This is a genomic window from Roseateles sp. (assembly GCF_047654785.1).
Taxonomy (GTDB): domain Bacteria; phylum Pseudomonadota; class Gammaproteobacteria; order Burkholderiales; family Burkholderiaceae_C; genus Pelomonas.
In genome coordinates, this window is record NZ_JASGKQ010000002.1 from 331,593 (window position 1) to 352,340 (window position 20,748).

A 20,748-nucleotide genomic window follows, 5' to 3' on the forward strand; every position below is an offset into this window, starting at 1 on the left:
CGCTCCCCCGGGGCCAAGCCCCTGGCCCGTCTTTTGCACTGACCGGCCCATGCCCTCCATACCCTCGTTCACGCCGTTCAAAGCTGCCTGGCGCCAGTTGCGCGCCGACCCCGGCCCCGCCGCCCTCGTCATCGCCGGCCTGGCGCTGGGCCTGGCGCTGATGCTGCTGGCCGCCAGCTTTCTGCAGGACGTGCTGCGGCCCGACGCCGGCCTGCCCGAGCGCGAGCGCCTCGTCAGCTTCGAGTTCCAGGGGCGCGGCCCGGGCGGCATCCGGACCGAGTGGTACGGCGCCGTGCCCACCGTGCCCCTGCATGCCGGCCTGCGCGCGAGCGGCGCGCCGGTGGCGGCGATGAGCCGCGTGCTGGCCACGCAACTGGCGGCGCGCGCCGACGGCGAGCAGGGCGTGCAGCGCAGCACCCGGCTCGACATCGCGATGGTGGACGACGACATCCAGGCGCTCTTCGGCCTGCGCCCGCTGGCCGGCGACCTGGCCGCGGCGCTGTCCACGCCCGAGGGCATCGCGCTGAGCGCGGCGGCCGCCGAGCGGCTGTTCGGCACCGTGCAGGCGGTCGGGCGTACCTTCACCATCGCGCTGCCGCCCGACCCCGAGGGCCGGGCGCCCGCGCACCGGTTCGCGTTGACCGTCAAGGCGGTGCTGCCCACGCCCAACCCCAACGGCCTGCTGTACTTCGATGCGTTCGCGGGCTTCCACGCGCCGGCTGCCAAGGCCTATCTGGCGCGCTCGGACACCTGGTACCTGGCCACGGGCCGCTTGTTCGCCCGCCTGCTGCCCGGCGCCCAGCCGGCGCAGTTGACCGCGCTGGCCCAGCGCCTGGCCGACCAGCAGCCCCTGCCGCCCGGCTTCCCGGCGGACTTCCTGAAGGGCGGCGGCAAGCCCGGCTATCTGCGCGCGATGCCGGTGGCCGACTTCGGCCTGCACGGCGCCGGCAGCCCGCAGCGGCGGCTGCAGCTGGGCGGCCTGGCGGCCGCGGCGGCGGGCGTGCTGGCGCTGGCCGTCATCAACTTCGTCAACCTGTGGAGCGTGCGCACGCTGCGCCGCCAACGCGAGATCGGCCTGCGCAAGTCGCTGGGCGCGGATGCGCGCCAGCTGGCGGGGCAGTTTTTCGCCGAGGCCGCCGTCGTCGCGGGCCTGGCCGGGCTGCTCGGCCTGCTGCTGGCCTGGTGGGCGACGCCGCTGGCCGAGCTGCTGATGCAGCGCCCGTTCCATGCGCCCGTGCTGGCGCCGGGCATGGTGGCGCTGACGGCCCTGCTGTGCGCGCTGATCGCCGCCGCCAGCGCGCTGCCGCTCACCGCCATCGCGCTGCGCGTGCGGCCGGCCGAGTCGCTGGCCGGGCGCAACCACAGCGAGGGCGCGGCCAGCCGCTGGCTGCGCCGCGTGATGACCACCGTGCAGTTCGGCGCCGCCGCCGTGTTCGCGTCGCTGGCCTTCACGGTGCTGTGGCAGGCCGGGCACACGCTGGACATCCCGCGCGGCTTCGAGATCGACGACCGCGTGGCCATCGAACTGCCCTGGGAGGCCCAGCCCGCGCAGACGCAGGCGCTGCTGGAGCGCATCCGCAGCTGGCCCGAGGCCGTCGCCGCGGCGGCGGCCGACGACGTGCCCGGGCGCGATTTCTCCAGCTGGTACGGCGAGTTCCGCGGGCCGGACGGCCGCTCGGTCAGCCTGCGCACCGGCGTGGGCTTCACGCCGGACTATCTCCGGCTCTACGGCATGAAGCTCATCGCCGGCCGGCTGTCGGCCGACCACCGGGCCGAGCAGGCGCAGTCCGGCATCGTGCTGGACCGCAGCGCCGTGCGGGCGCTGGGCTTCGCCAGCCCCGAGGCGGCCGTCGGGCAGCAGCTGGGCACGGCGCCCAACATCGACGGCGGCCGCCCGGCGACGGTGGTGGCCGTCATCGAGGACATCCGCCTCGAAGGCCCGCGCAGCCCGCCGCAGCCGCATGCGATCCGCCCCGAGGCGGAGCGCGGCTACGGCGTCATCGGCGTGCACAGCCGCGACCCGCAGGCCACGCGGGCGAAGCTGGCCGCCTTGGTCAAGGCGCGCTTCCCCGACGCCGACGCCAGCGCGCTGACGATGCGCGACATGCTGCTGCAAAAGGTGATCGACGACACGCGCCTGGGCCGCCTCGTCGCCATCGCCGGCCTGATGGCGCTGGGTCTGGCGGCCGTGGGCCTCTACGCGCTGGCCGCCTACACGCTGCGCCGGCGCGAGCGCGAGATCGTGCTGCGCAAGCTGCACGGCGCCGGCCCGGGCGCGGTGGCGGGCCTGCTGGCGCGCGAGTTCGCCGGCGTGCTGGCGGTGGCCTGCGCCGTGGCGCTGCCGCTGGCCGCGTGGCTGTCGCAGCGCTACCTGGCGGATTTCGTCGAGCGCGCGCCGGTCGGGCCGTTCTCGCTGTGGGTGCTGCTGGCGGCCACGGCGCTGCTGGCCGTGGTGACGGCGCTGGCCGTCGCCCGCCATTTGTACGCGGCACTGGCGCTGCGCCCCTTGCAAGCCCTGCGTGGTTGACATGCTGTCCTCGGGCATGGCGATGGACCGCCGCGTGGCACGGCCCACACGGCGCTGGGCCTATGCGCTGGCCGCCGCTGCGGCCCTCGCCGCCGTGGGCCTGCTGGCGCAGCACTGGCCGCGCGGCGTGCCGGTGGCGCGCGCCGACGTGGAGATCGCCGCCGCCAAGACCGGCCCCTTCCGCGACGTCATCGTCGGCCGCGCCAGCGTGCAGCCGCTGCAGTCCGTGCTGCTCGACGCGACCGAGGACGGCCGCGTCGAGCGGGTGCTCGTCAAGGACGGCGCCAGCGTCGCGGCCGGCCAGCTGCTCGTCGTGCTGGCCAGCGGCCAGCGCGCGCAGGAACTGATGGCGCGCAGCAGCGAGGCCGCGCAGCAGCTCGCCAACCTCGCCACCTTCCGCGCCGGCCTGGCGCAGGCGCAGGCGGCGCAGCGCCGCGAGCTCACGCAGGCCGAATTCGAGCTGGAGCGCGCGCGCCGGCTGCACGAGCGCAACGCGGGGCTGGCGGCGCAGGGCTTTCTGTCGCCGTCGGCGCTGGAGGAGTCGGCCGACAAGCTCGCGCTGGCGCGGCGCCTGCTCGCGCAGCTGCAGGCCGACGGCCGCGAGGAGTTGCGCACGCGCGAGCAGTCGGTGCAGGCCATGCAGCGCGCCGTCACCGACCTGGACCGGCGCCTCACGGCCATGCGCGCCGCCAGCGATGGCCTGGCCGTGCGCGCGCCGGTGGCCGGCCGCGTGACGGGCCTCGCGCTGCAGGTCGGCGAGAGCGTGCGCAGCGGCACGCGCATCGCGCGGCTGGACAGCCTGGGCCGCTTCAAGCTGGCGCTGGGGCTGGACGAGTTCCACCTCGGCCGCGTGCGCGAGGGCCTGCCCGCCACGCTGGCGCACGCGGGCCGCGAGCATGCGCTGCACGTCGCCCGCATCGACCCGCAGGTCAAGGACGGCCGCTTCAGCGTCGAACTGGTGTTCGACGCCGAGCCGCCCTCGCTGCAGGTCGGCCAGGGCCTGGACCTGCGCCTGACGCTGGGCCAGCCCCAGCCCGCGCTGCTGCTGCCCGACGCCGGCTTCTACGCCGACACCGGCGGCGCCTGGGCCTTCGTGCTCGACGCCGACGGCCGCCACGCCACGCGCCGCCCGCTGCAGCTGGGCCGCCGCGCCGACGGCGTCGTCGAGGTGCTCGGCGGCCTGCGGCCCGGCGAGCGGGCCGTCGTCTCTTCCTACCGCGCCTTCACCGGCGCCACCACCTTGAGGATCGACTGATGTTCAAACTCCGCCACCTGAGCAAGACCTTCCGCAGCGGCGACATCGAGACCACCGCGCTGGACCGCATCGACCTCGACATCGAGGCCGGCGAATACCTCGCCATCACCGGCCCCTCGGGCTGCGGCAAGTCCACGCTGCTGGGCATCCTCGGCCTGCTGGACGCGCCGTCGGGCGGCGAATACTGGTTCGACGGCCACGACGTCGCCGGCTGGCGCGAGGCCCGGCTCAACACGCTGCGCCGCGGCCGCATCGGCTTCGTGTTCCAGAGCTTCAACCTGATCGACGACCTGACGGTGGCCGAGAACGTCGCGCTGGCGCTGGAGTACGGCGAGCTGCCGGCGCGCGCGCGCCGCGAGCGCGTGGCCGAGGTGATGGAGCGCCTCGGCATCGCCCACCGCGCCGGCCACCGGCCCAGCCAGCTGAGCGGCGGCCAGCAGCAGCGCGTGGCCATCGCCCGCGCCATCGCCGCACGGCCGGCGCTGCTGCTGGCCGACGAGCCCACGGGCAACCTCGACAGCGCGCACGGCGCCGAGGTCATGCGCATCCTGCGCGAACTGAACGCCGAGGGCACGACGCTGGTCATGGTGACCCACTCGCCCGAGCACGCGGCGCAGGCGTCGCGCACGCTGCGGCTGCTGGACGGCCGGGTGGTGGTGGACGCGGTGGCCGGCGCGGCCTGAGCGTCGCGCCGGCCCGGTTCACGGGCGCGCCGCCGCCTCGTCCGCCGCCAGCACCCGGCCGAACGCCAGCTTCACCGCCAGCAGCCCCGCGCCCGCACAGGCCACCAGCACCGCGTGCAGGCCCCAGAACCGGGAGCCCGGCATCGTCTCCAGCAGCCCGGCCAGCCAGCCGACGAAGCTGTTGCCGAAGAACAGGTGCAGGTAGTAGATGCCGATCATCAGCCCCTGCAGCCCGCGCGGCGCCGCGCGCGAGTACAGCGCCAGGCCCACCGGCATGATGTTGGCGAAGCCGATGTTGTTGACCAGCGCATAGGCGAAGGACCACAGGATGCTGATGCGCGCGCCGCCGCCCTCGATGGCCAGCGCCGGGATCATCAGCAGCGCCGGCGCGCCGGCCGCGACGAAGCAGCCCAGCGCCATCTTGGTGATCTCGTCGGGCTCGCGGCGCCGGCTGGCCCACCAGCGCCAGAAGGCCAGCGAGGCCAGCATCGTGCCGGTGCTGAGCAGCGCGTCCACGGCCTGCAGCCAGGTCACCGGCACCGCGAAGCCGGCGACCTCCATGTCCATGTGCTGCTGCGACCACAGCGGGAAGCCGTTGTTGTATTGCTGGTTGCCGACGATGGACAGCATCAGGATCGGCAGGATGGCCACCAGCAGCGCCACCTGCTGCCAGGCGCGCCGGCCGAGCGGCGGGCGTGCCGCGGCGGACCGGGCCGCGCCGCGCGGCGCCTCGGGCGGCAGCCAGCGCCGGCCGGCCAGGTAGACGACCAGGCCGATCAGCATGCCCACGCCGGCCGAGCCGAAGCCCCAGTGCCAGCCGACCTTCTCGCCCAGCGTGCCGCAGACGATGGGCGCGGCGATGACGGCGACCTGCACCGCCAGCATGAAGATCTGGAAGGCGCTGGCGCGGCGCTTGTCGCCCGGCGCGTACAGGTCGCCCACCTGCGCGGCGATGTTGCCCTTGAAGCAGCCCACGCCCAGCAGCAGGCAGCCCAGGGCGGGCAGCAGCGCCGTTTCGAAGGCCATCAGGAAGTGGCCGGCGGCCATCAGCAGGGCACCGAGCACGACCGTCTTCGTGCGGCCCAGCCAGCGGTCGGCGACCAGCCCGCCGAAGATGGGCGTCAGGTACACCAGCCCCACGTACAGGCCGAACACGGCCGAGGCCAGTTGCTGCGGCGAGCGCGGGCCGGTGACGCCCTCGATGGCGGCGCGCAGCGCGTCCATGCCGGCGACCTTGCCGATGGTGCCGGGCATGAATAGGTAGTTGCTGAGGTAGAGCACCAGCAGCGCCTGCATGCCGTAGTAGCTGAAGCGCTCCCACAGCTCGCAGAAGGACAGCCAGCCGAGGCCGGCGGGGTGGCCCAGGAAGGACCGGTCGTGGCGGGCGCGCGCGGCGGCGGCGGCGTCCGCGGTCAGGGGGGCGGAGGTCAAGAAGCGATCCCGGAATCTGCAAAGGCGTGACTGTCTCCCGGCGCCACCGCGCCGGCAATGCGCAGTCGCCCGCAGGTGACCCTCAATCCGGCAGTTGACCGCTTGCACTTCATCGAAAGCCCGGATGCTTCAACACCTTGTCGCCGATGCGGAGATCACCACGTCGGTGGCCATCGCTGCATGCCCGCTGGTCTGGCGCTGCGGGCATGCCCAACTGCCAGATTGAGGGTGACTTGCGTCATGGGGTGGCCGACACAATGCGGCCGATGGACACCCCTCGGCGCATCCTCGTCACCGGCGGCAGCGGCTTCATCGCCGGCGTGCTGATCCGCCGGCTGCTGGCCGCCGGCTGGCAGGTGAACACCACCGTGCGCGACCTGGCGCGCGAGCCCGCGCTGCGCCGGCGGCTGGGCGTCGAGCCCGGTGACGCGCGATGGCGCTGCTTCCAGGCCGACCTGCTGCACGACGCCGGCTGGGCCGCCGCCGCCGCGGGCTGCAGCCATGCGGCGCACCTCGCGTCGCCGCTGCCGGTGGGCGTGCCGCGGGACGCCAGCGACCTCATCGTGCCCGCCCGCGACGGCACGCTGCGCGTGCTGAAGGCCGCGCGCGACGCGGGCGTGCGGCGCGTCGTGATGACCTCGTCCGTGGCCGCCATCGCCTACGGCCGCGGTCCGGGCGAGCACCGCTTCACCGAGGCCGACTGGACGCGGCTGGACCGGCCCGGCGTCCCGCCCTACGTGCAGTCCAAGACCCTCGCCGAGCGCGCCGCGCGCGACTGGGTGGCGCGCGAGGGCGGCGGGATCGAGTTCTGCACGGTGAACCCGTCCGTCGTGCTGGGGCCGGTGGCCGGCGCGGACCCTTCGGCCAGCGTCGTTCTCGTGCAGCGCCTGCTGCAGGGCAAGGTGCCGGCGCTGCCCAACATCGGCTTCGGCATCGTCGACGTGCGCGACGTGGCTGAGCTGCACCTGCGCGCGCTGGCCGCGCCCGGCATGGCGGGCGAGCGCTTCATCGCCTGCGGCGGCTTCACGTGGCTGCGCGAGGTCGCCGCGGTGCTGCGCGCCGAACTGGGCGAGCCGGCGCGCAAGGTGCCCACGCGGACCCTGCCCGACTGGAGCGTGCGGCTGCTGGCGAGGTTCAGCCCGCTGGTGCGCAACGCGGCGAGCGAGCTGGGCACGGTGCGGCACCAGGACTCGGGCCATGCGCGCGAGGTGCTGGGCTGGGTGCCGCGCCCGCCGCGGGAGGCCATCGTGGCGACGGCGAGGGACTTGATCACGCTGGGCGCCGTGGCGCGCTGAGGCCCGCCGGGGCCTTGCGGAGGGGCGACTTATCATCGTCCGCAAGCATGGAGGGGGTTCAACCTCAATCCGGCAGTTGACCGCTTGCCATTCATCGAAAGCGCTGATGTTTCAACACCTTGTCGCCCATGCGGAGATCACCACGTCGGTGGGCAGCGCTGCATGCCCGCTGGTCTGGCGCTGCGAGCCGCTGGCGGCGTTGCTCCTCCTCGCGGGCATGAGCCCGCAGCGTCTTCGCGCCTTGCCAGCAGCCCGCCTCGCCAGCCCCTCGGGCATGCCCAACTGCCGGATTTAGGTTATGACGGGCGGCGATGGGCGATGGCGTTCCGGCCAGGCCGCGCCGGCGGCGGGCCCGGTCCGGTTCCGGCCGCATGGCCGCACGGAGATGTGGGCCGACGGCGCCATCGTCCATGTGCTGGCGCACGGGCCCTTCAACCGCGAAGGCGTCGACCTCTTCTCTGCGGAAATGCTGTCGCTGTACCGCCGCCTGCCGGCGGGCGCGCGCGTCGTCAACATCACCGAGGTGCGCGGTGCCATGCTCGGCACGCCGGACGCCTGGGAGCGGCTGTCCGAGCACCTGGCCGCGGGCGTGACGCTGGGCCTGCCGCTGCTGGGCACGGCCTGGGTGGCGGCGCCGGACGTGGACGGCCGCACGCTGATGCTGCCCCGCGCCGCGCAGGCCTTCGCGCAGGTCGGGCGGCGCTTCGAGGCCTTCGAAACCATGGACGAGGCCGAGCGCTGGGCGCGCCGGTTGCTGGCGATTTAGCGCCCGCGCGCACCGCCCGTCACGGTTTCTGCGGCACCAGCTTCACTTGCAGCTCGCAGCCCACGGCGGCGGCGTATTTCTTCAGCGTCGCCAGCGACGGCGCATGGCGGCCGGCCGCCTCCAGCCGCGAGACGGCGCTCTTGGTGGTGCCCATGCGCTCGGCCACGGCGTCCTGGGTCAGGCCCGCCTTGGCGCGTGCCTTCAGCATCTGGCTGGCCAGCGCGTATTCGAGTTCCAGTGCAGCGTAGGCGTCGGCGAAGCCGACACGCTGCCTGGCCTTGGACAGGAATTCGGCGTGGTCGTGGCGAACGGGCTGGTATTTCAGGTCAGCCATGCTGCATCTCCTTGAGGCGCTTGCGCGCCAGTTTCAGTTCAGCGTCGGGCGTCTGCTGCGATTTCTTGATGAAGGCATGCAGCACGACGACGCGCCTGCCGATGAGAAAACAGTAGAACGCCCGGCCTATGCCTTCACGGCCGCGCGGCCGCAGTTCGAACAGGCCCTCGCCGAAGGCGCGCGAGTGCGGCAGGCGCAGGCTGGGGCCGTGTTCCATCAGCAGTTCGACGAGCCGGGCGTAATCGGCCAGCACCTCCACCGGCCAGGACTCGATCTCGGCCAGCACCCGGTCGTGGAAATAGCTGATCTCGAAGGGCATGCGTCATGTTAGCGGATTTGCTAACTCAACGCCCCCGCCGCTGCCACAGCGCCTTCTTGCCCTTCAACTGCCGCTCGATGCCGTCGTTGAGCCGGCCGCGCAGGTCGATGACGGCCTCGACGTGGCCGTAGACGCCGGGGAAGCGCAGGTCCAGCCACAGCCACAGCGTGCAGATGCGCAGCGCCTGCTCCATGCGGTCGAGGCGGCCGTGCTGGTCGTATTCGTCGAGGAAGTGCGGGTCGCCGGCCCGGCCGCTGCGGGCGTGGTTCGTGGCCCAGCCGTGGAACTGTTCGACCAGCATCGGCAGCCGCGAGTCCACCGGCGCCTGCGCGTAGCGGAAGCGCTCCTGCAGCGGCAGCGCGGCGGCGTTGCGGTCCAGCGCCTCGGCCAGCTCCAGCATCTGCTCCAGCTCGGCGACGGCGAAGTGCGCGTCGTCCAGCCGCAGCTGCTGCATGAAGATGCTCAGCACCGCGTAGAGCTTGTTGACGCCCATGCGCTGCGAGATGGTCTGCACATGCCGCCAGTTCGGCGCGACCGGGGCCTTGAAGTCGCGCGGCGCGCGCGGCTCCTTGGGCAACAGGCTGCGCAGCGTCTTCATCGCGTCCGCCTCGGCCTCCTTCAGCACGCTGACGAAGCCCTCGTCGTGCATGCCGTAGCGGCCCGCGCGGCCGGCGATCTGGTGCACCTCGCTGACGGACAGCTCGCGGTCGCCGACGCCGTCGAACTTGGTCAGCGTCGAGAACAGCACGCGGCGGATCGGCAGGTTCAGGCCCATGCCGATGGCGTCGGTGGCGACCAGCACGTCGCTGGCGCCGACGGCGAAGCGCTCGGCCTCGCGGCGGCGCACCTCGGGCGGCAGTGCGCCGTAGATGACGCTGACGGCGTGGCCGCCCTGAGAGATCTGGTCGCGCAGCATCAGCACGTCGCGGCGGCTGAAGGCCACCACCGCATCGCCCGCCTGCAGGTGCGTCATCGGCACCGGCGCGGGCATGAGTTGCACGTGCTGCTTGCGCTCGAACACGCGGCGCTCCGGCTTCTCGCCGCACAGCTGCAGCAGCCGCTCGATGGCCGGCGCCGCGTAGGCCGACGCGATGATGATGAGCTCGCGCGCCGGCACGCCGACGATGGCCTGCGTCCAGGCCCAGCCGCGCGAGTCGTCGAAGATCATCTGCGCCTCGTCGATGACGGCCACGTCCACCACGTCGCGCGTGTTGACCATCTCGATGGTGCTGCTGACGACGCGCGCGTTCGCGGCCGGCACGTGCTCCTCGCCGGTCAGCAGCGAGCAGGGCACGCCGCGGCCGACGAGCCGGTCGCGCCCCTCCAGCGCCAGCAGGCGCAGCGGCGCGAGGTAGGCGCCGTCCAGCGCCTGGCTCAGGCGTTCGAAGGCCGCATAGGTCTTGCCGCTGTTCGGCGGGCCGAGGTACAGCGTGACCTTGCGGCCGAGCTTGCGCGCGGTGTCGAAGCTGTCCGGGTAGCCCTGGAAGGCGAGTTCGCGGCCGAGGCTGGAGAGCGCGTCCTGCTCCTCGACCTGTTGTTCCCAGCGGTCCTGCGCGCGGGTCAGCGCGGCCTTCAGCTCGTCGAAGGGCATGGGCACGCCGCACTCGGCCTGCAGGCGCGGCAGCAGCGAGGCGAGCTGGGCCGCGTCGCCCATGGCCTCGCTGCGCGCGACCAGGTGGTTCAGGTGCAGCGCCAGCTCGGCGGTGTAGGAGTATTCGGGCGCCTGGCCCAGCGCCTGCCGCAGCGCGGCCGCGTCGCCGTCGCGGAAGAAGGCCCAGACGGGGTCTTCCGGCACCGGCACGCGGTGCGACAGGTCGATGCGCCAGGCCTCCAGGGCCAGCGTGATCGGGTGCACGCACAGCCGCGTGAAGACCAGGCCTTCGCGGCGCAGGCCCAGGCTTTCGAGCTGGTGCAGGCGCTGCTGCATCAGCGGGCGCAGCGTGTTGGCCAGCGGCGTGGCGGCCAGCTGCGCCAGCGCGACGGCGATGTGCGCCGGCAGGATCCAGCGGCTGGGCCGGCCGCCGCCGGCGGCCTTGGAGATCTGGATGCAGCCCAGGCGGTCCAGCGACTCGTCGCTGCCGCCGTCGAGGTCGGCGGGCACCAGCACCTGCGGCAGCGCGTGCGCGGCCTGGCGGATGCGGGCCCAGTCCTCGGGTGCCAGGCCCGCGGGCAGGCGGGCGGCGTGGGCGGGTTGGGGGAGGGGAAAGGCCGGCGCGGGCGGCCGGGAAGCGGACGGATGGGGAGACGGGGACTTCACGGGGGAAGTGGAACACAGCCCGCGCCCGAGCGCGCCCGGCACGGCGGCCCGGGGGGCCGCGCCGCGTTCAGCCGCCGATCACCCCGCAGGCCACGCGCGCGCCGCCGCCGCCCAGCGGGGCCGGGTGGTCGGCATGGTTGTCGCCGCCGGCATGGACCATCAACGCGCGCTGGCGCACGTCGGCCAGCTTCAGGCGCGGCGCCAGCACGGGCGAGGTGGCGCTGCCGTCGGCGGCCACGTAGAGCGCGGGCAGGTCGCCCAGGTGGCCGTCGCCCCAGGGCTCGCCATGCTTCTTGGTGGCTTGCGGGTCCAGGTGGCCGCCGGCCGCCAGCGCGGGCACCGGGGCGCCGTTGCTGTCGGCCGGCGCGCACGAGGCGTTCTCGTGCACGTGGAAGCCGTGCAGGCCGGGCGGCAGGCCCGTCAGCGCGGGGTAGAAGGCCAGGCCGTAGGGCGTCTCGACCAGGCGCACGGTGCCGGCGGGCGCGCCCGCGCCCTGCTTCTCGGCCAGGTTCAGGGCGACGGTGGTTTCGGCGGACAGGGCCAGCGTGCTGGCCAGCAGGGCGGCGGCGGCCGCGAGGGCTTGCTTCATCCGGATGCTCCTGTGGATGGGGGGAGCGCCAGACTACGCGCCGCTGCGCGGCGGCCCTGTCCCGGCTTGCGGCGACAGCGCCGGCGCGGTCTGGGGCCTGGCGGCTCAGGCCTCGGCGCGCAGCGCGGCCTGCACGGCTGGCCGCTCGGCCACGCGCGCGCGGTGGGCGGCCAGCGTCTGCAGGCCGGCGAGGTCCACGCCGACGAAGCCGGCCCAGCCGGTGACGACGAACAGGTAGGCGTCGGCCACCGTGAAGTCCTCGCCCATCAGGTAGGGCTTGCCGGCCAGCTGCTGGTCCACCCAGGTGAAGCGGTCGATGAGCTTGGCCTTGAAGAGCGCCTTGGCCGCCTCCGGCATGGCCGGGTTGAACAGCGGCGAGTAGTTCTTGTGCAGCTCGGTGCCGATGAAGGCCAGCCATTCCTGCACGCGGGTGCGCGCCAGCGTGCCTGCCGGCGGCAGCAGCCCGGAGCCGCCGGCCTGCTCGGCCAGGTATTGCACGATGGCGGCGTTCTCGGTGAGGCGCTGGCCGTCGTCCAGCTCCAGCAGCGGCACGTAGCCGCGCGGGTTGACGGCGTAGTAGTCGCTGCCGTCGGGCAGCCGGTGGGTCTTCAGGTCGACCTTGACGGTCTCGGCCGCCAGGCCGGCCTCGTGCAGCACGATGTGCGGGCACAGCGAGCAGGCGCCGGGGGTGAAATAGAGCTTCATCGGGGTTCTCCTTGCAGGGGGCGGCGCAGCCTAAACCAAGTGCGTGGCCGCGCGTGCGCGGGGGTCTTTCAGCGCTCCGGCAGCGCGTTCTCGCGCAGCATGCGCTGCATCAGCGTGAAGAAGCGGTCGTAGAACTCGCCGGCGGGGATGGTCTCGGCGGCGACCTTGACCAGCGAGTCCTCCGTGGACGACAGCGGCACCGAGATCGAGCCCAGCGCGCTGACGCCCAGGCTGGCGGCCTGCGGGTTCTTCTTGAGGACGTAGCGGTCCTGCTGCGCGCTGACGTAGGCGGTGGCCACCTGCTGGCGGGGGCCGTCGCCCACGCAGACGACGTTGAAGGTGATCTCCACGTGGACCTCGCCCTCGGGCTGGAAGTGCTTGCTGCCGCGCACCAGGCCGCCATCGGCCTTGCTGATGACGTAGCCCTGGCTCAGCAGCGCGCGGCGGGCGGCTTCGCAGGTGGCCTCGGCGTTGGCGTCGAACAGCCGCGAAAAGGTCTCTTCGGCGGCGAAGCTCTCGCCCTGGTAGACCTTGCGGGACTTCTCCGTCGTTCGCGGCATGCCGGTGCAGCCGGCCAGCAGCGCGCAGACGAGGGCCGGCAGGATCAGGAAACGGGTGCGGTGCATGGGGGCGATTATTCCGCCGCCGGGCGAAGCCCCTCCGGGAAACCCCTGATCGGCGCCGCCGCCCCGGCCGCCGGCGCGCAAAAAAGCCGGCAGGCGCCGGCTCGTGGGGCGGCGCCGGCCGCACGGGGCCGGCGCCATGGGGTGAGGCCGCCGGGCGGCCTCAGGGGTAGAGCCCGCGCTCCTCGCGCGCCTGCAGCACCCGCGTGCAGGCCACCGTGAAGGCGGCCGTGCGCAGCGGGATCCGGTGCTGCTCGCCCGTCTCCCAGATGTGCTTGAACGCGCCGATCAGGATCTTGTCCAGGCGCACGTTGATCTCGTCCTCGGTCCAGAAGAAGGACGAGAAGTCCTGCACCCACTCGAAATAGGACACCGTCACGCCGCCGGCGTTGGCGATCACGTCGGGCACGACGACGATGCCGCGGTCGGCCAGCACGGCCTCGCCGTCGGGCGTGGTGGGGCCGTTGGCGCCTTCCAGCACCAGGCGGGTCTGCAGGCGCCGGGCGCGCTCGGCGGTGATCTGGCCTTCCAGCGCGGCCGGGATCACCACGTCGCTCTTGACGTCCCAGAAGTCCTCGTTGGCGATCGCGTCGCCGCCCTTGAAGCCGGCCACGCCGCGGGTGGCGGCCACGTGGTCCAGCAGGCTCTGCATGTCGAAGCCGCGCTCGTTGACGATGGTGCCGGTGTGGTCCTGCACGGCCACGACCTTGGCGCCGTTGGCGGCGAACAGCTTGGCGGCGATGGAGCCCACGTTGCCGAAGCCCTGCACGGCGACGCGCGCGCCCGCCATGTCGATGTTCAGGCGGCGCATGGCCTCGCGGCCGACGACGAACACGCCGCGGCCGGTGGCCGCCACGCGGCCCAGCGAGCCGCCCAGCGGGATGGGCTTGCCGGTGACGACGCCGGTGGCGGTGGCGCCGACGTTCATCGAGTACGTGTCCATCATCCAGGCCATGATCTGGCCGTTGGTGTTCACGTCGGGGGCCGGGATGTCCTGGGTGGGGCCGATGATGATGCCGATCTCGCTGGTGTAGCGGCGCGTGACCTTCTCCAACTCCTTCAGCGACAGCACCGACGGGTCGAGCCGGATGCCGCCCTTGGCGCCGCCGTAGGGCAGGTTCACCGCGGCGTTCTTCACCGTCATCCAGGCCGACAGCGCCATCACCTCTTCCAGCGTCACGTCCGGGTGGTAGCGCACGCCGCCCTTGCCGGGGCCGCGCGTGAGGCTGTGCTGCACCCGGTAGCCCTCGTAGTGGGCGATGGTGCCGTTGTCCAGCTCGATGGGGATGTCCACGATCAGCGCGCGCTTGGGGCGGCGCAGCGTCTCGACCCAGCGGGCGAGGTGGCCCAGGTAGGGCTCCACGGCGTCGATCTGCGACAGGTAAGTCCCCCACGGGCTGTTGCGCGTGGGCGAAACGAACGACAGGTTGGGCATGTAATGCTCCGTAACTTTGAGTGGGCCGAACGGTAGCGCGAAGGCCGGCTTTGCCTCAACGACTTGTCTAGCCAAGTGTTCATGCGGCCATGCATGCAACGCATGGCATCGGTTTCCGGTGGCAAATTTCACGAGGGAGCCCGACCATGCAGGCAACAAAAAACCGGCCTGAGCCGGTTTACGTGGTCGAGGCGCGAGCGCCTATTGGGCGGTCAGGGCACGCTTGAAGTCGGCATCGTCGAAGAGCTTGCCGACCAGTGTCTTGTAGAGGGCGCCGTACTGGTTGATGGCTGCGGGCAGGGCGACGGCACCGACGAAGGAGGACTCCCAGGTGGCCTCGGCGACGACCTCCTTGTCGAAACGGACCTGACCATCGCGCCGGACCTGGATGGTCGCAGCCAGCCGACCCTTGCCAGTGCTCATGCCGGCATCGACCATGCTGTCGGTCAGCTGGCCCTCGATGACGATGCCGGACTTGGGGTCCAGAAGGCCCGCGGCACCCAGTTCGGCGGCGATTTCGTCGCGCAGTTGGCCGGCAAAGCTGCCCTTGGCCGGACTGAGGGAGGAGCCCCGCAGGCCGCCCAACGTCGTGTCCATGTCGGCAGGCTTGCCGGCGGCCAGCTTGAAGCTGCCGAGCTGGGCGGGTGCCAGCTTGGTGGCGCGCAGTTTCTCGGCGTTGGCAGCGCTGGGCGTGGGGGCGGGCATCTTCACCGTCGCACAGCCGGTCAGGACGGCCAGCACTCCAGCCAGGATGAGCCGTTGTGCGGCGGCGCGGGAAAGGTCGAATCGGGGCATGGTGCGGCTCACTTGAAGTTGGCGTCGTGGGACAGGTCGTTCAGCGTCTTGCTGACGACCTGGCGGGTCATCTGGATGGCGGCTTCGTCGAGGCTGGCCATCTTCACGGCATTGCCCGGTGTGGCGGCGGCGCCCATGGTCGTGTGAATGGCATGCCGGGCCTGCGCGACGACTGGCGTCGCGTCGCCAGTTGCACGGTAGGAGGCGGTACAGACGTAGCCGTCCGACACCTGCGAGCCGGCGAGGCCAAAGGTGAGGCCGGTCACGAAGCCCTTGGAAAACGCGTTGTCAGTCAGCGGCACGTTGTTGAGGGTGATGCTCAGCACGGCGCCGCTGGGCACGACGGCAGCACCGACGTCACTGAACAGGCCGCTGGATTTGACCTGGGCGATGACCTTCTCGCGCAGGAACTCGGTCGCGTGCGCATTGGCGACGCCCTTGGTCTGGAAGTCGAACAGCACCTGGACGGGCGCAGGGCTGGCCGGCTTCTTGAACTGCTCGGTCGGAACTTCCTTGGTGGTGCCATCCAGATAGATGCTGGCGCAACCCCCGAGCAGGGTCGTGGCGGCGAGCAACATGCCGAGCGCGGCTCGCTGCGCCCGGTGTTTCAACGTGAACATGGGTCATCTCCCTGAAGTACGAATATGCGGCCCGGCGGCCTTGGCAGGCCGGCTCCGCGCGGCCGGGCGACTATAGGGAGCTAACTGGGCGATTCGTTCCCCGAGCTATCCCGGGGCCCGCATACCATCGCCCCCCGATGACCTCCCTCGATCTCGCCCTGCTCTACCTGGTGGCCGCCGTGCTGGGCGTCGTCGCCTGCCGCTCGCTGAAGCTGCCGCCCATGCTGGGCTACCTGGTGGTGGGCGTGGTCATCGGCCCCAATGCGCTGGCGGTGGCGCAGGACTCGGCCAGCATCCAGTACCTGGCGGAGTTCGGCGTCGTCTTCCTGATGTTCTCGATCGGGCTGGACTTCAACCTGCCCAAGCTGCGCGCGCTGAAGACGGCGGTGTTCGGCATCGGCATGGCCCAGGTGGTGCTGACGGTGCTGGGCGCGCTGGCCGGCAATGCGCTGCTGGTCTGGGGCTTCGCGATGCTGGGCCGGGCGTGGCAGATGCCGTGGCAGGGCGCGCTGGTGCTGGGCGCGGCGATGGCCATGAGCTCCACGGCCATCGTCGTCAAGCTGATGGTCGAGCGGCTGGAGGTGGAGAGCCCGCACGGCCGGCTGGTGATGGGCGTGCTGCTGTTCCAGGACCTGGCCGTGGTGCCGCTGCTGGTGCTGATCCCGGCGCTCAACAGCAGCGGCAGCGAGATGGCGCATGCGCTGGCCGTGGCCGGCCTGAAGGCGGCCGTGGTGCTTGGCCTGCTGCTGTACGGCGGCCAGAAGGCCATGCGCTGGTGGCTGACGCTGGTGGCCCGGCGCAAGAGCGAGGAGCTGTTCATGCTGAACCTGCTGCTCGTCACGCTGGGCCTGGCCTGGCTGACCGAGCACGCGGGGCTGAGCCTGGCGCTGGGCGCGTTCGTGGCCGGCATGCTGATCTCGGAGACCGAGTACCGCCACCAGGTGGAGACCGACATCCGCCCCTTCCACGACGTGCTGCTGGGCCTGTTCTTCATCACCATCGGCATGAAGCTGGACTGGCATCCGCTGGTGCAGCACTGGTGGCTGGTCATCCTGCTGACGGTGCTGCCGGTGGGCGCCAAGTTCGCGCTGACGGCCGCGCTGGTGCGGCTGTTCCGCCAGCCGCCGGGCGTGGCGCTGCGCACCGGCCTGTACCTGGCGCAGGCGGGCGAGTTCGGCTTCGTGCTGCTGACGCTGGGCGCGCAGCACGGCCTCGTGGCGCCGCAGTGGGTCAGCCCCGTGCTGGCCAGCATGGTGCTGTCCATGCTGATCACGCCGGTGCTGATCCTGTACAGCAACCGCATCGTCATGACGCTGTCCCGCAGCGACTGGCTGATGCAGTCGGTGCAGCTGACCAGCATCGCCAAGAAGAGCATCCAGTCCGAGGCGCACGTCATCATCTGCGGCTACGGCCGCTCGGGCCAGAACCTGGCGCGGCTGCTGGAGGGCGAGCGCATCCCCTACATGGCGCTGGACCTGGACCCCGACCGCGTGCGCCAGGCCGCGGCGGCGGGGCAGAGCGTGGTGTTCGGCGACGCGGCCAAGGTGCAGAGCCTGATGGCCGCCGGCCTGGCGCGCGCCAGCGCGGTGGTCGTCAGCTACCACGACACGCCGTCGGCGCTGAAGATCCTGCACCTGGTGCAGGCCCACGCGCCGCGCGTGCCGGTGGTCGTGCGCACCCTCGACGACGCCGACCTGGAGCGGCTCAAGGCCGCCGGCGCCACCGAGGTGGTGCCCGAGGCCATCGAGGGTTCGCTGATGCTGGCCTCGCACGCGCTGGCGCTGGTGGGCGTGCCGATGCGCCGCGTCATCCGCATCACGCGCGACGCGCGCGACAAGCGCTACGGGCTGCTGCGCGGCTACTTCCACGGCGCCGACGACGACACCGCCGACGAACTCGACCAGGCCCGCCTCGCCTCCGTCACGCTGCCCGCCGCCAGCCCGCATGCGGGCCAGGCGCTGGACGCGCTGGCGCTGCACGCGGTGGGCGTCGCCGTGGTGTCGCTGCGGCGCGCCAACGGCAAGGGCCTGCGGGTGGACGGCGCGCTGCTGGCCGGCGGCGACACGCTGGTCATCAGCGGCCGGCCCGAGGCGCTGGCGCTGGCGGAAGAGAAGCTGCTGGTGGGGTGAGCGCCGGAGGCGCGGGCCTCGACCTGGTGAAGGTGAAATAGCCGAGGGCCGCCTCGGCTACGCCGGCGGCTCGCCCAGCATGCGGTTGCGGCCCTGCCGCTTGGCGAGGTAGAGCGCCGCGTCGGCGCGCGCCACCAGGGCCGACAGCGTGTCGCCCGGCCGCAGGCCGCTCCAGCCGCCGCTGAGCGTGACCGGCAGCGGGCCGGCCGACGTGGCGAAGGGCGTGTCCGCCACGGCCCGGCGCAGCCGCTCGGCAAACCTGCGGGCCGTCTCGGGCGGGCCGTGCAGCAGCGCGATGAATTCCTCGCCGCCCCAGCGGCCGCCCAGGTCGGACTTGCGCAGCACCTCGCGCAGGCGCCGCGCCAGCTCCACCAGCACCTCGTCGCCCACGTTGTGGCCGAACCGGTCGTTGATGCGCTTGAAGTCGTCCAGGTCCGCCAGCAGCAGCGTCAGCGCGCCGCCATGCCGCTCGGCCGCGTGCATCGCGCGCCCGGCCTCGGCGCTGAAGCAGCGGCGGTTGGCGATGCCGGTCAGCGCATCCTCCTGGGCCAGCCGGTTCAGCTCGCGCTCGGCCTGGCGCCATTCGGTGATGTAGTGCTGGATGGACACCACCACCGGCTGGCCGTCCACGTTGATGCAGCGCCGCTTGAACACCACGCGGAAGCACTCCTCGCCGGTGGCCGGCAGCACGCCCTGCTCCTCCTTGACGATCTCCTCGCCCTGCAGCACGCGCTGGTCCTCGCCCATGGACAGCTCGCCCACCTCGGGGCGCGGCGCCAGGTCGCGGCCGTCCAGGCCGATCAGCGCCTGCTTGCTCGTGCCGCGGATGCGGGCCGCCGCCGCGTTCACCATCACCAGGCGGCTCTGCGCGTCCTTGATGTGGATGGCGTCGGGCAGCAGGTCGATGAGGTCCTGCACGAACTGCTCGGTGCGCTTGCGCAGCGCCACCTCGCGCTCCAGCGCCTGCTTCAGCCCGCGCTCCGCGACGCGCCATTCCGTGACGTGGTGGTCGATGCCGACGACGGCCGGCTGGCCGTCCAGGTAGACGCTGCGGCGCTTGCTGACGATGCGGAACACCTCCTCGCCGGTCAGCTGCCGGACGGTGTGCTCCTCCTTGCGCAGCTCGGCGCCGGCCAGGATGCGCTCGTCCTCCTCCAGCGACAGCGTGCGGTTGGCCCGGCCCTCGGGCCGGCTGGCGAGCGGGCCGGCCAGCACCTCGTCCTTGTCCATGCCGTGGTAGCGGGCGAAGGCCTCGTTGACCATCACATAGCGGCCGCCGCGCTGCTTGACGTAGGTGGGATCGGGGATGGCGTCGATCAGCGCCTGCGCGAAGGCCTTGGAGCGCGCCGCCGCCGCCGTGCGCCGCCGCTCCGCATTCAGCAGGCCGTGCAGCGTGGGGGCGAAGGCGGCCAGGCCCACGGCCAGCGCGGTGGCGCCGGTGGATGCGTCCAGCAGCACGCAGGCGCCGGCCGCCAGCAAGGCCGGCAGCCCCAGCAGCAGCGGGCGCACGAGTGCGGCAGGCGTCACGTCAGGTTCGGTCCCGGGACACGGTGAAGGGGGGCGGCAAGCCTATCAACGGCGGCCCCGCCGTGGGGCGGCGCGGCCGTGCGGTTTTGCCGCTTCCCCGCCCCGGCCGTGTTGATGCGTCGGCGACAAGCGCCGCCGCGCTCCTGGGCCAAACTGGCGCCATTCCACCAGGAGCGGCCATGAACTTCGACTACAGCCCCAAGGTCATGCAGATGCGCGAGCGGCTGCTCGCCTTCTTCGACGAACACATCTATCCCAACGAAAAGCGCTACCTCGACGAAGTGGCCGCCAACCGCCGCGCCGGTAACGCCTGGCTGCCCACGAAGGTCATCGAGGAGCTCAAGCCCAAGGCCCGCGCGGCCGGGCTGTGGAACCTGTTCCTGCCCAAGTCCAGCCGCGCGCCGGAGGGGCTGAGCAACCTGGAATACGCGCCGCTGTGCGAGATCATGGGCCGCGTGCCCTGGGCGCCCGAGGTCTTCAACTGCTCCGCGCCGGACACCGGCAACATGGAGACGCTGGAGCGCTATGCGTCGGAGCCGCTGAAGGACGAATGGTTGGAGGCGCTGCTGCGCGGCGAGATCCGCTCGGCCTTCCTGATGACCGAGCCGGCCGTCGCCTCCAGCGACGCGACCAACATCGAATGCCGCATCGAGCGCGACGGCGACCACTACGTCATCAACGGCCGCAAGTGGTGGAGCAGCGGCGCGGGCGACCCGCGCTGCGCCGTCTACATCGTCATGGGCAAGACCAACCCCGAGGCCGGCCGCCACGAGCAGCAGTCCATGATCGTCGTGCCGGCCAACGCGCCCGGCATCACGGTGCTGCGCCCGCTGTCGGTGTTCGGCTACGACGACGCGCCGCACGGCCACATGGAAGTGGCGCTGAAGGACGTGCGCGTGCCGGCGGGCAACCTGCTGCTGGGCGAGGGCCGCGGCTTCGAGATCGCGCAGGGCCGCCTCGGCCCGGGCCGCATCCACCACTGCATGCGCTCCATCGGCGCGGCCGAGCGCGCGCTGGAGCTGCTGTGCCAGCGCGCCATCGCGCGCACCGCGTTCGGCAAGACCATCGCCCAGCAGACCGTCACGCAGGAGCGCATCGCCGAGGCGCGCTGCATGATCGAGCAGGCCCGTTTGCTGACGCTCAAGGCCGCCTACATGATGGACACGGTGGGCAACAAGGTCGCCAAGGCCGAGATCGCGATGATCAAGATCGTCGCGCCCAACATGGCGCTGCAGGTGATCGACTGGGCCATCCAGGTGTTCGGCGCGATGGGCGTCAGCGACGACACGCCGCTGGCGATGATGTGGGCGCACCAGCGCACGCTGCGCCTGGCCGACGGCCCGGACGAGGTGCACCGCAACTCGCTGGCCAAGCTGGAGCTGGCCCGGCACATGAAGCTGCCAGCCGACAGCGTGCGCATGCCCATCACGCGCGGCGCCTGAGCGTGCCGGGGGCGCG

The 20,748-nt window shown here is 72.5% G+C and carries 18 protein-coding genes; 7 read left to right on the plus strand and 11 right to left on the minus strand.

The genetic code is table 11. From position 1 onward, the window contains the following. Positions 1-49 precede the first annotated feature (49 nt). From QM788_RS06195 to QM788_RS06205, 3 genes are read left to right on the plus strand one after another with little or no spacing between them, the layout of a single operon-like run. Complete coding sequence (locus tag QM788_RS06195) at positions 50-2,527, plus strand: FtsX-like permease family protein (RefSeq protein ID WP_415660608.1); 2,478 nt, start codon at positions 50-52, stop codon at positions 2,525-2,527. A gap of 1 nt (position 2,528) precedes the next feature. Further along, positions 2,529-3,782, plus strand: coding sequence for an efflux RND transporter periplasmic adaptor subunit (locus QM788_RS06200; RefSeq protein WP_415661166.1), 1,254 nt, complete (start codon positions 2,529-2,531; stop codon positions 3,780-3,782). Beyond that, a complete protein-coding gene (locus tag QM788_RS06205; protein ID WP_415660609.1) occupies positions 3,782-4,465 on the plus strand; it encodes an ABC transporter ATP-binding protein in 684 nt (227 codons plus the stop codon). Before QM788_RS06200 ends, QM788_RS06205 begins: the two co-directional genes overlap by 1 nt. Before the next feature lie 18 nt (positions 4,466-4,483). Here QM788_RS06205 and QM788_RS06210 read toward each other — a convergent pair whose 3' ends face one another. Then, positions 4,484-5,896 (minus strand): peptide MFS transporter, encoded by a 1,413-nt coding sequence (locus QM788_RS06210; RefSeq protein WP_415660610.1) that lies wholly within the window; start codon positions 5,894-5,896, stop codon positions 4,484-4,486. A 266-nt stretch (positions 5,897-6,162) separates the two neighbouring features. Here QM788_RS06210 and QM788_RS06215 point away from each other — a divergent pair, with 266 nt between their 5' ends. After that, complete coding sequence (locus tag QM788_RS06215) at positions 6,163-7,191, plus strand: NAD-dependent epimerase/dehydratase family protein (RefSeq protein WP_415660611.1); 1,029 nt, start codon at positions 6,163-6,165, stop codon at positions 7,189-7,191. 385 nt (positions 7,192-7,576) lie between these two features. Continuing rightward, positions 7,577-7,957: a hypothetical protein gene (locus QM788_RS06220; RefSeq protein ID WP_415660612.1), complete on the plus strand. Its 381-nt coding sequence runs from the start codon at positions 7,577-7,579 to the stop codon at positions 7,955-7,957. A 19-nt stretch (positions 7,958-7,976) separates the two neighbouring features. On the opposite strand, the gene QM788_RS06225 is transcribed toward QM788_RS06220, so the two are convergent. The 9 genes from QM788_RS06225 to QM788_RS06265 form a co-directional block, all read right to left on the minus strand. After that, the gene (locus QM788_RS06225) at positions 7,977-8,291 is read right to left on the minus strand and encodes a helix-turn-helix transcriptional regulator (protein WP_415660613.1); all 315 of its coding nucleotides are present in this window, start codon (positions 8,289-8,291) and stop codon (positions 7,977-7,979) included. Further along, positions 8,284-8,610 carry a type II toxin-antitoxin system RelE/ParE family toxin gene (locus tag QM788_RS06230; RefSeq protein WP_415660614.1) on the minus strand — a complete coding sequence of 109 codons (327 nt, stop codon included), beginning with the start codon at positions 8,608-8,610 and terminating at the stop codon, positions 8,284-8,286. The genes QM788_RS06225 and QM788_RS06230 overlap by 8 nt, the downstream gene beginning before the upstream one ends. 25 nt (positions 8,611-8,635) lie before the next feature. Further along, positions 8,636-10,867, minus strand: coding sequence for a helicase-related protein (locus tag QM788_RS06235; RefSeq protein ID WP_415660615.1), 2,232 nt, complete (start codon positions 10,865-10,867; stop codon positions 8,636-8,638). A gap of 67 nt (positions 10,868-10,934) precedes the next feature. Next, a complete protein-coding gene (sodC, locus tag QM788_RS06240) occupies positions 10,935-11,456 on the minus strand; it encodes a superoxide dismutase [Cu-Zn] SodC (protein ID WP_415660616.1) in 522 nt (173 codons plus the stop codon). Positions 11,457-11,561: 105 nt separating this feature from the next. Continuing rightward, positions 11,562-12,161, minus strand: a complete 600-nt coding sequence (gene gstA, locus QM788_RS06245; RefSeq protein ID WP_415660617.1) for a glutathione transferase GstA — start codon at positions 12,159-12,161, stop codon at positions 11,562-11,564. A gap of 68 nt (positions 12,162-12,229) precedes the next feature. Next, positions 12,230-12,787, minus strand: coding sequence for a DUF2242 domain-containing protein (locus tag QM788_RS06250; RefSeq protein WP_415660618.1), 558 nt, complete (start codon positions 12,785-12,787; stop codon positions 12,230-12,232). A 160-nt stretch (positions 12,788-12,947) separates the two neighbouring features. Further along, entirely contained in the window at positions 12,948-14,219 is a 1,272-nt protein-coding gene (locus QM788_RS06255; RefSeq protein WP_415660619.1) for a Glu/Leu/Phe/Val family dehydrogenase, read from the minus strand. A 201-nt stretch (positions 14,220-14,420) separates the two neighbouring features. Further along, a complete protein-coding gene (locus tag QM788_RS06260; RefSeq protein ID WP_415660620.1) occupies positions 14,421-15,014 on the minus strand; it encodes a hypothetical protein in 594 nt (197 codons plus the stop codon). 8 nt (positions 15,015-15,022) lie between these two features. Further along, on the minus strand, positions 15,023-15,634 hold the full coding sequence (locus QM788_RS06265) for a hypothetical protein (RefSeq protein WP_415660621.1): 612 nt from the start codon (positions 15,632-15,634) through the stop codon (positions 15,023-15,025). A 137-nt stretch (positions 15,635-15,771) separates the two neighbouring features. On the opposite strand from QM788_RS06265, the gene QM788_RS06270 reads away from it, so the two are divergent. Further along, the gene (locus QM788_RS06270; RefSeq protein ID WP_415660622.1) at positions 15,772-17,763 is read left to right on the plus strand and encodes a cation:proton antiporter; all 1,992 of its coding nucleotides are present in this window, start codon (positions 15,772-15,774) and stop codon (positions 17,761-17,763) included. A 57-nt stretch (positions 17,764-17,820) separates the two neighbouring features. On the opposite strand, the gene QM788_RS06275 is transcribed toward QM788_RS06270, so the two are convergent. After that, positions 17,821-19,290: a diguanylate cyclase domain-containing protein gene (locus QM788_RS06275; RefSeq protein ID WP_415660623.1), complete on the minus strand. Its 1,470-nt coding sequence runs from the start codon at positions 19,288-19,290 to the stop codon at positions 17,821-17,823. 179 nt (positions 19,291-19,469) lie between these two features. Between QM788_RS06275 and QM788_RS06280 the strand changes: the two genes are divergently transcribed. Further along, positions 19,470-20,732, plus strand: a complete 1,263-nt coding sequence (locus QM788_RS06280) for an acyl-CoA dehydrogenase family protein (protein WP_415660624.1) — start codon at positions 19,470-19,472, stop codon at positions 20,730-20,732. Positions 20,733-20,748 lie beyond the last annotated feature (16 nt).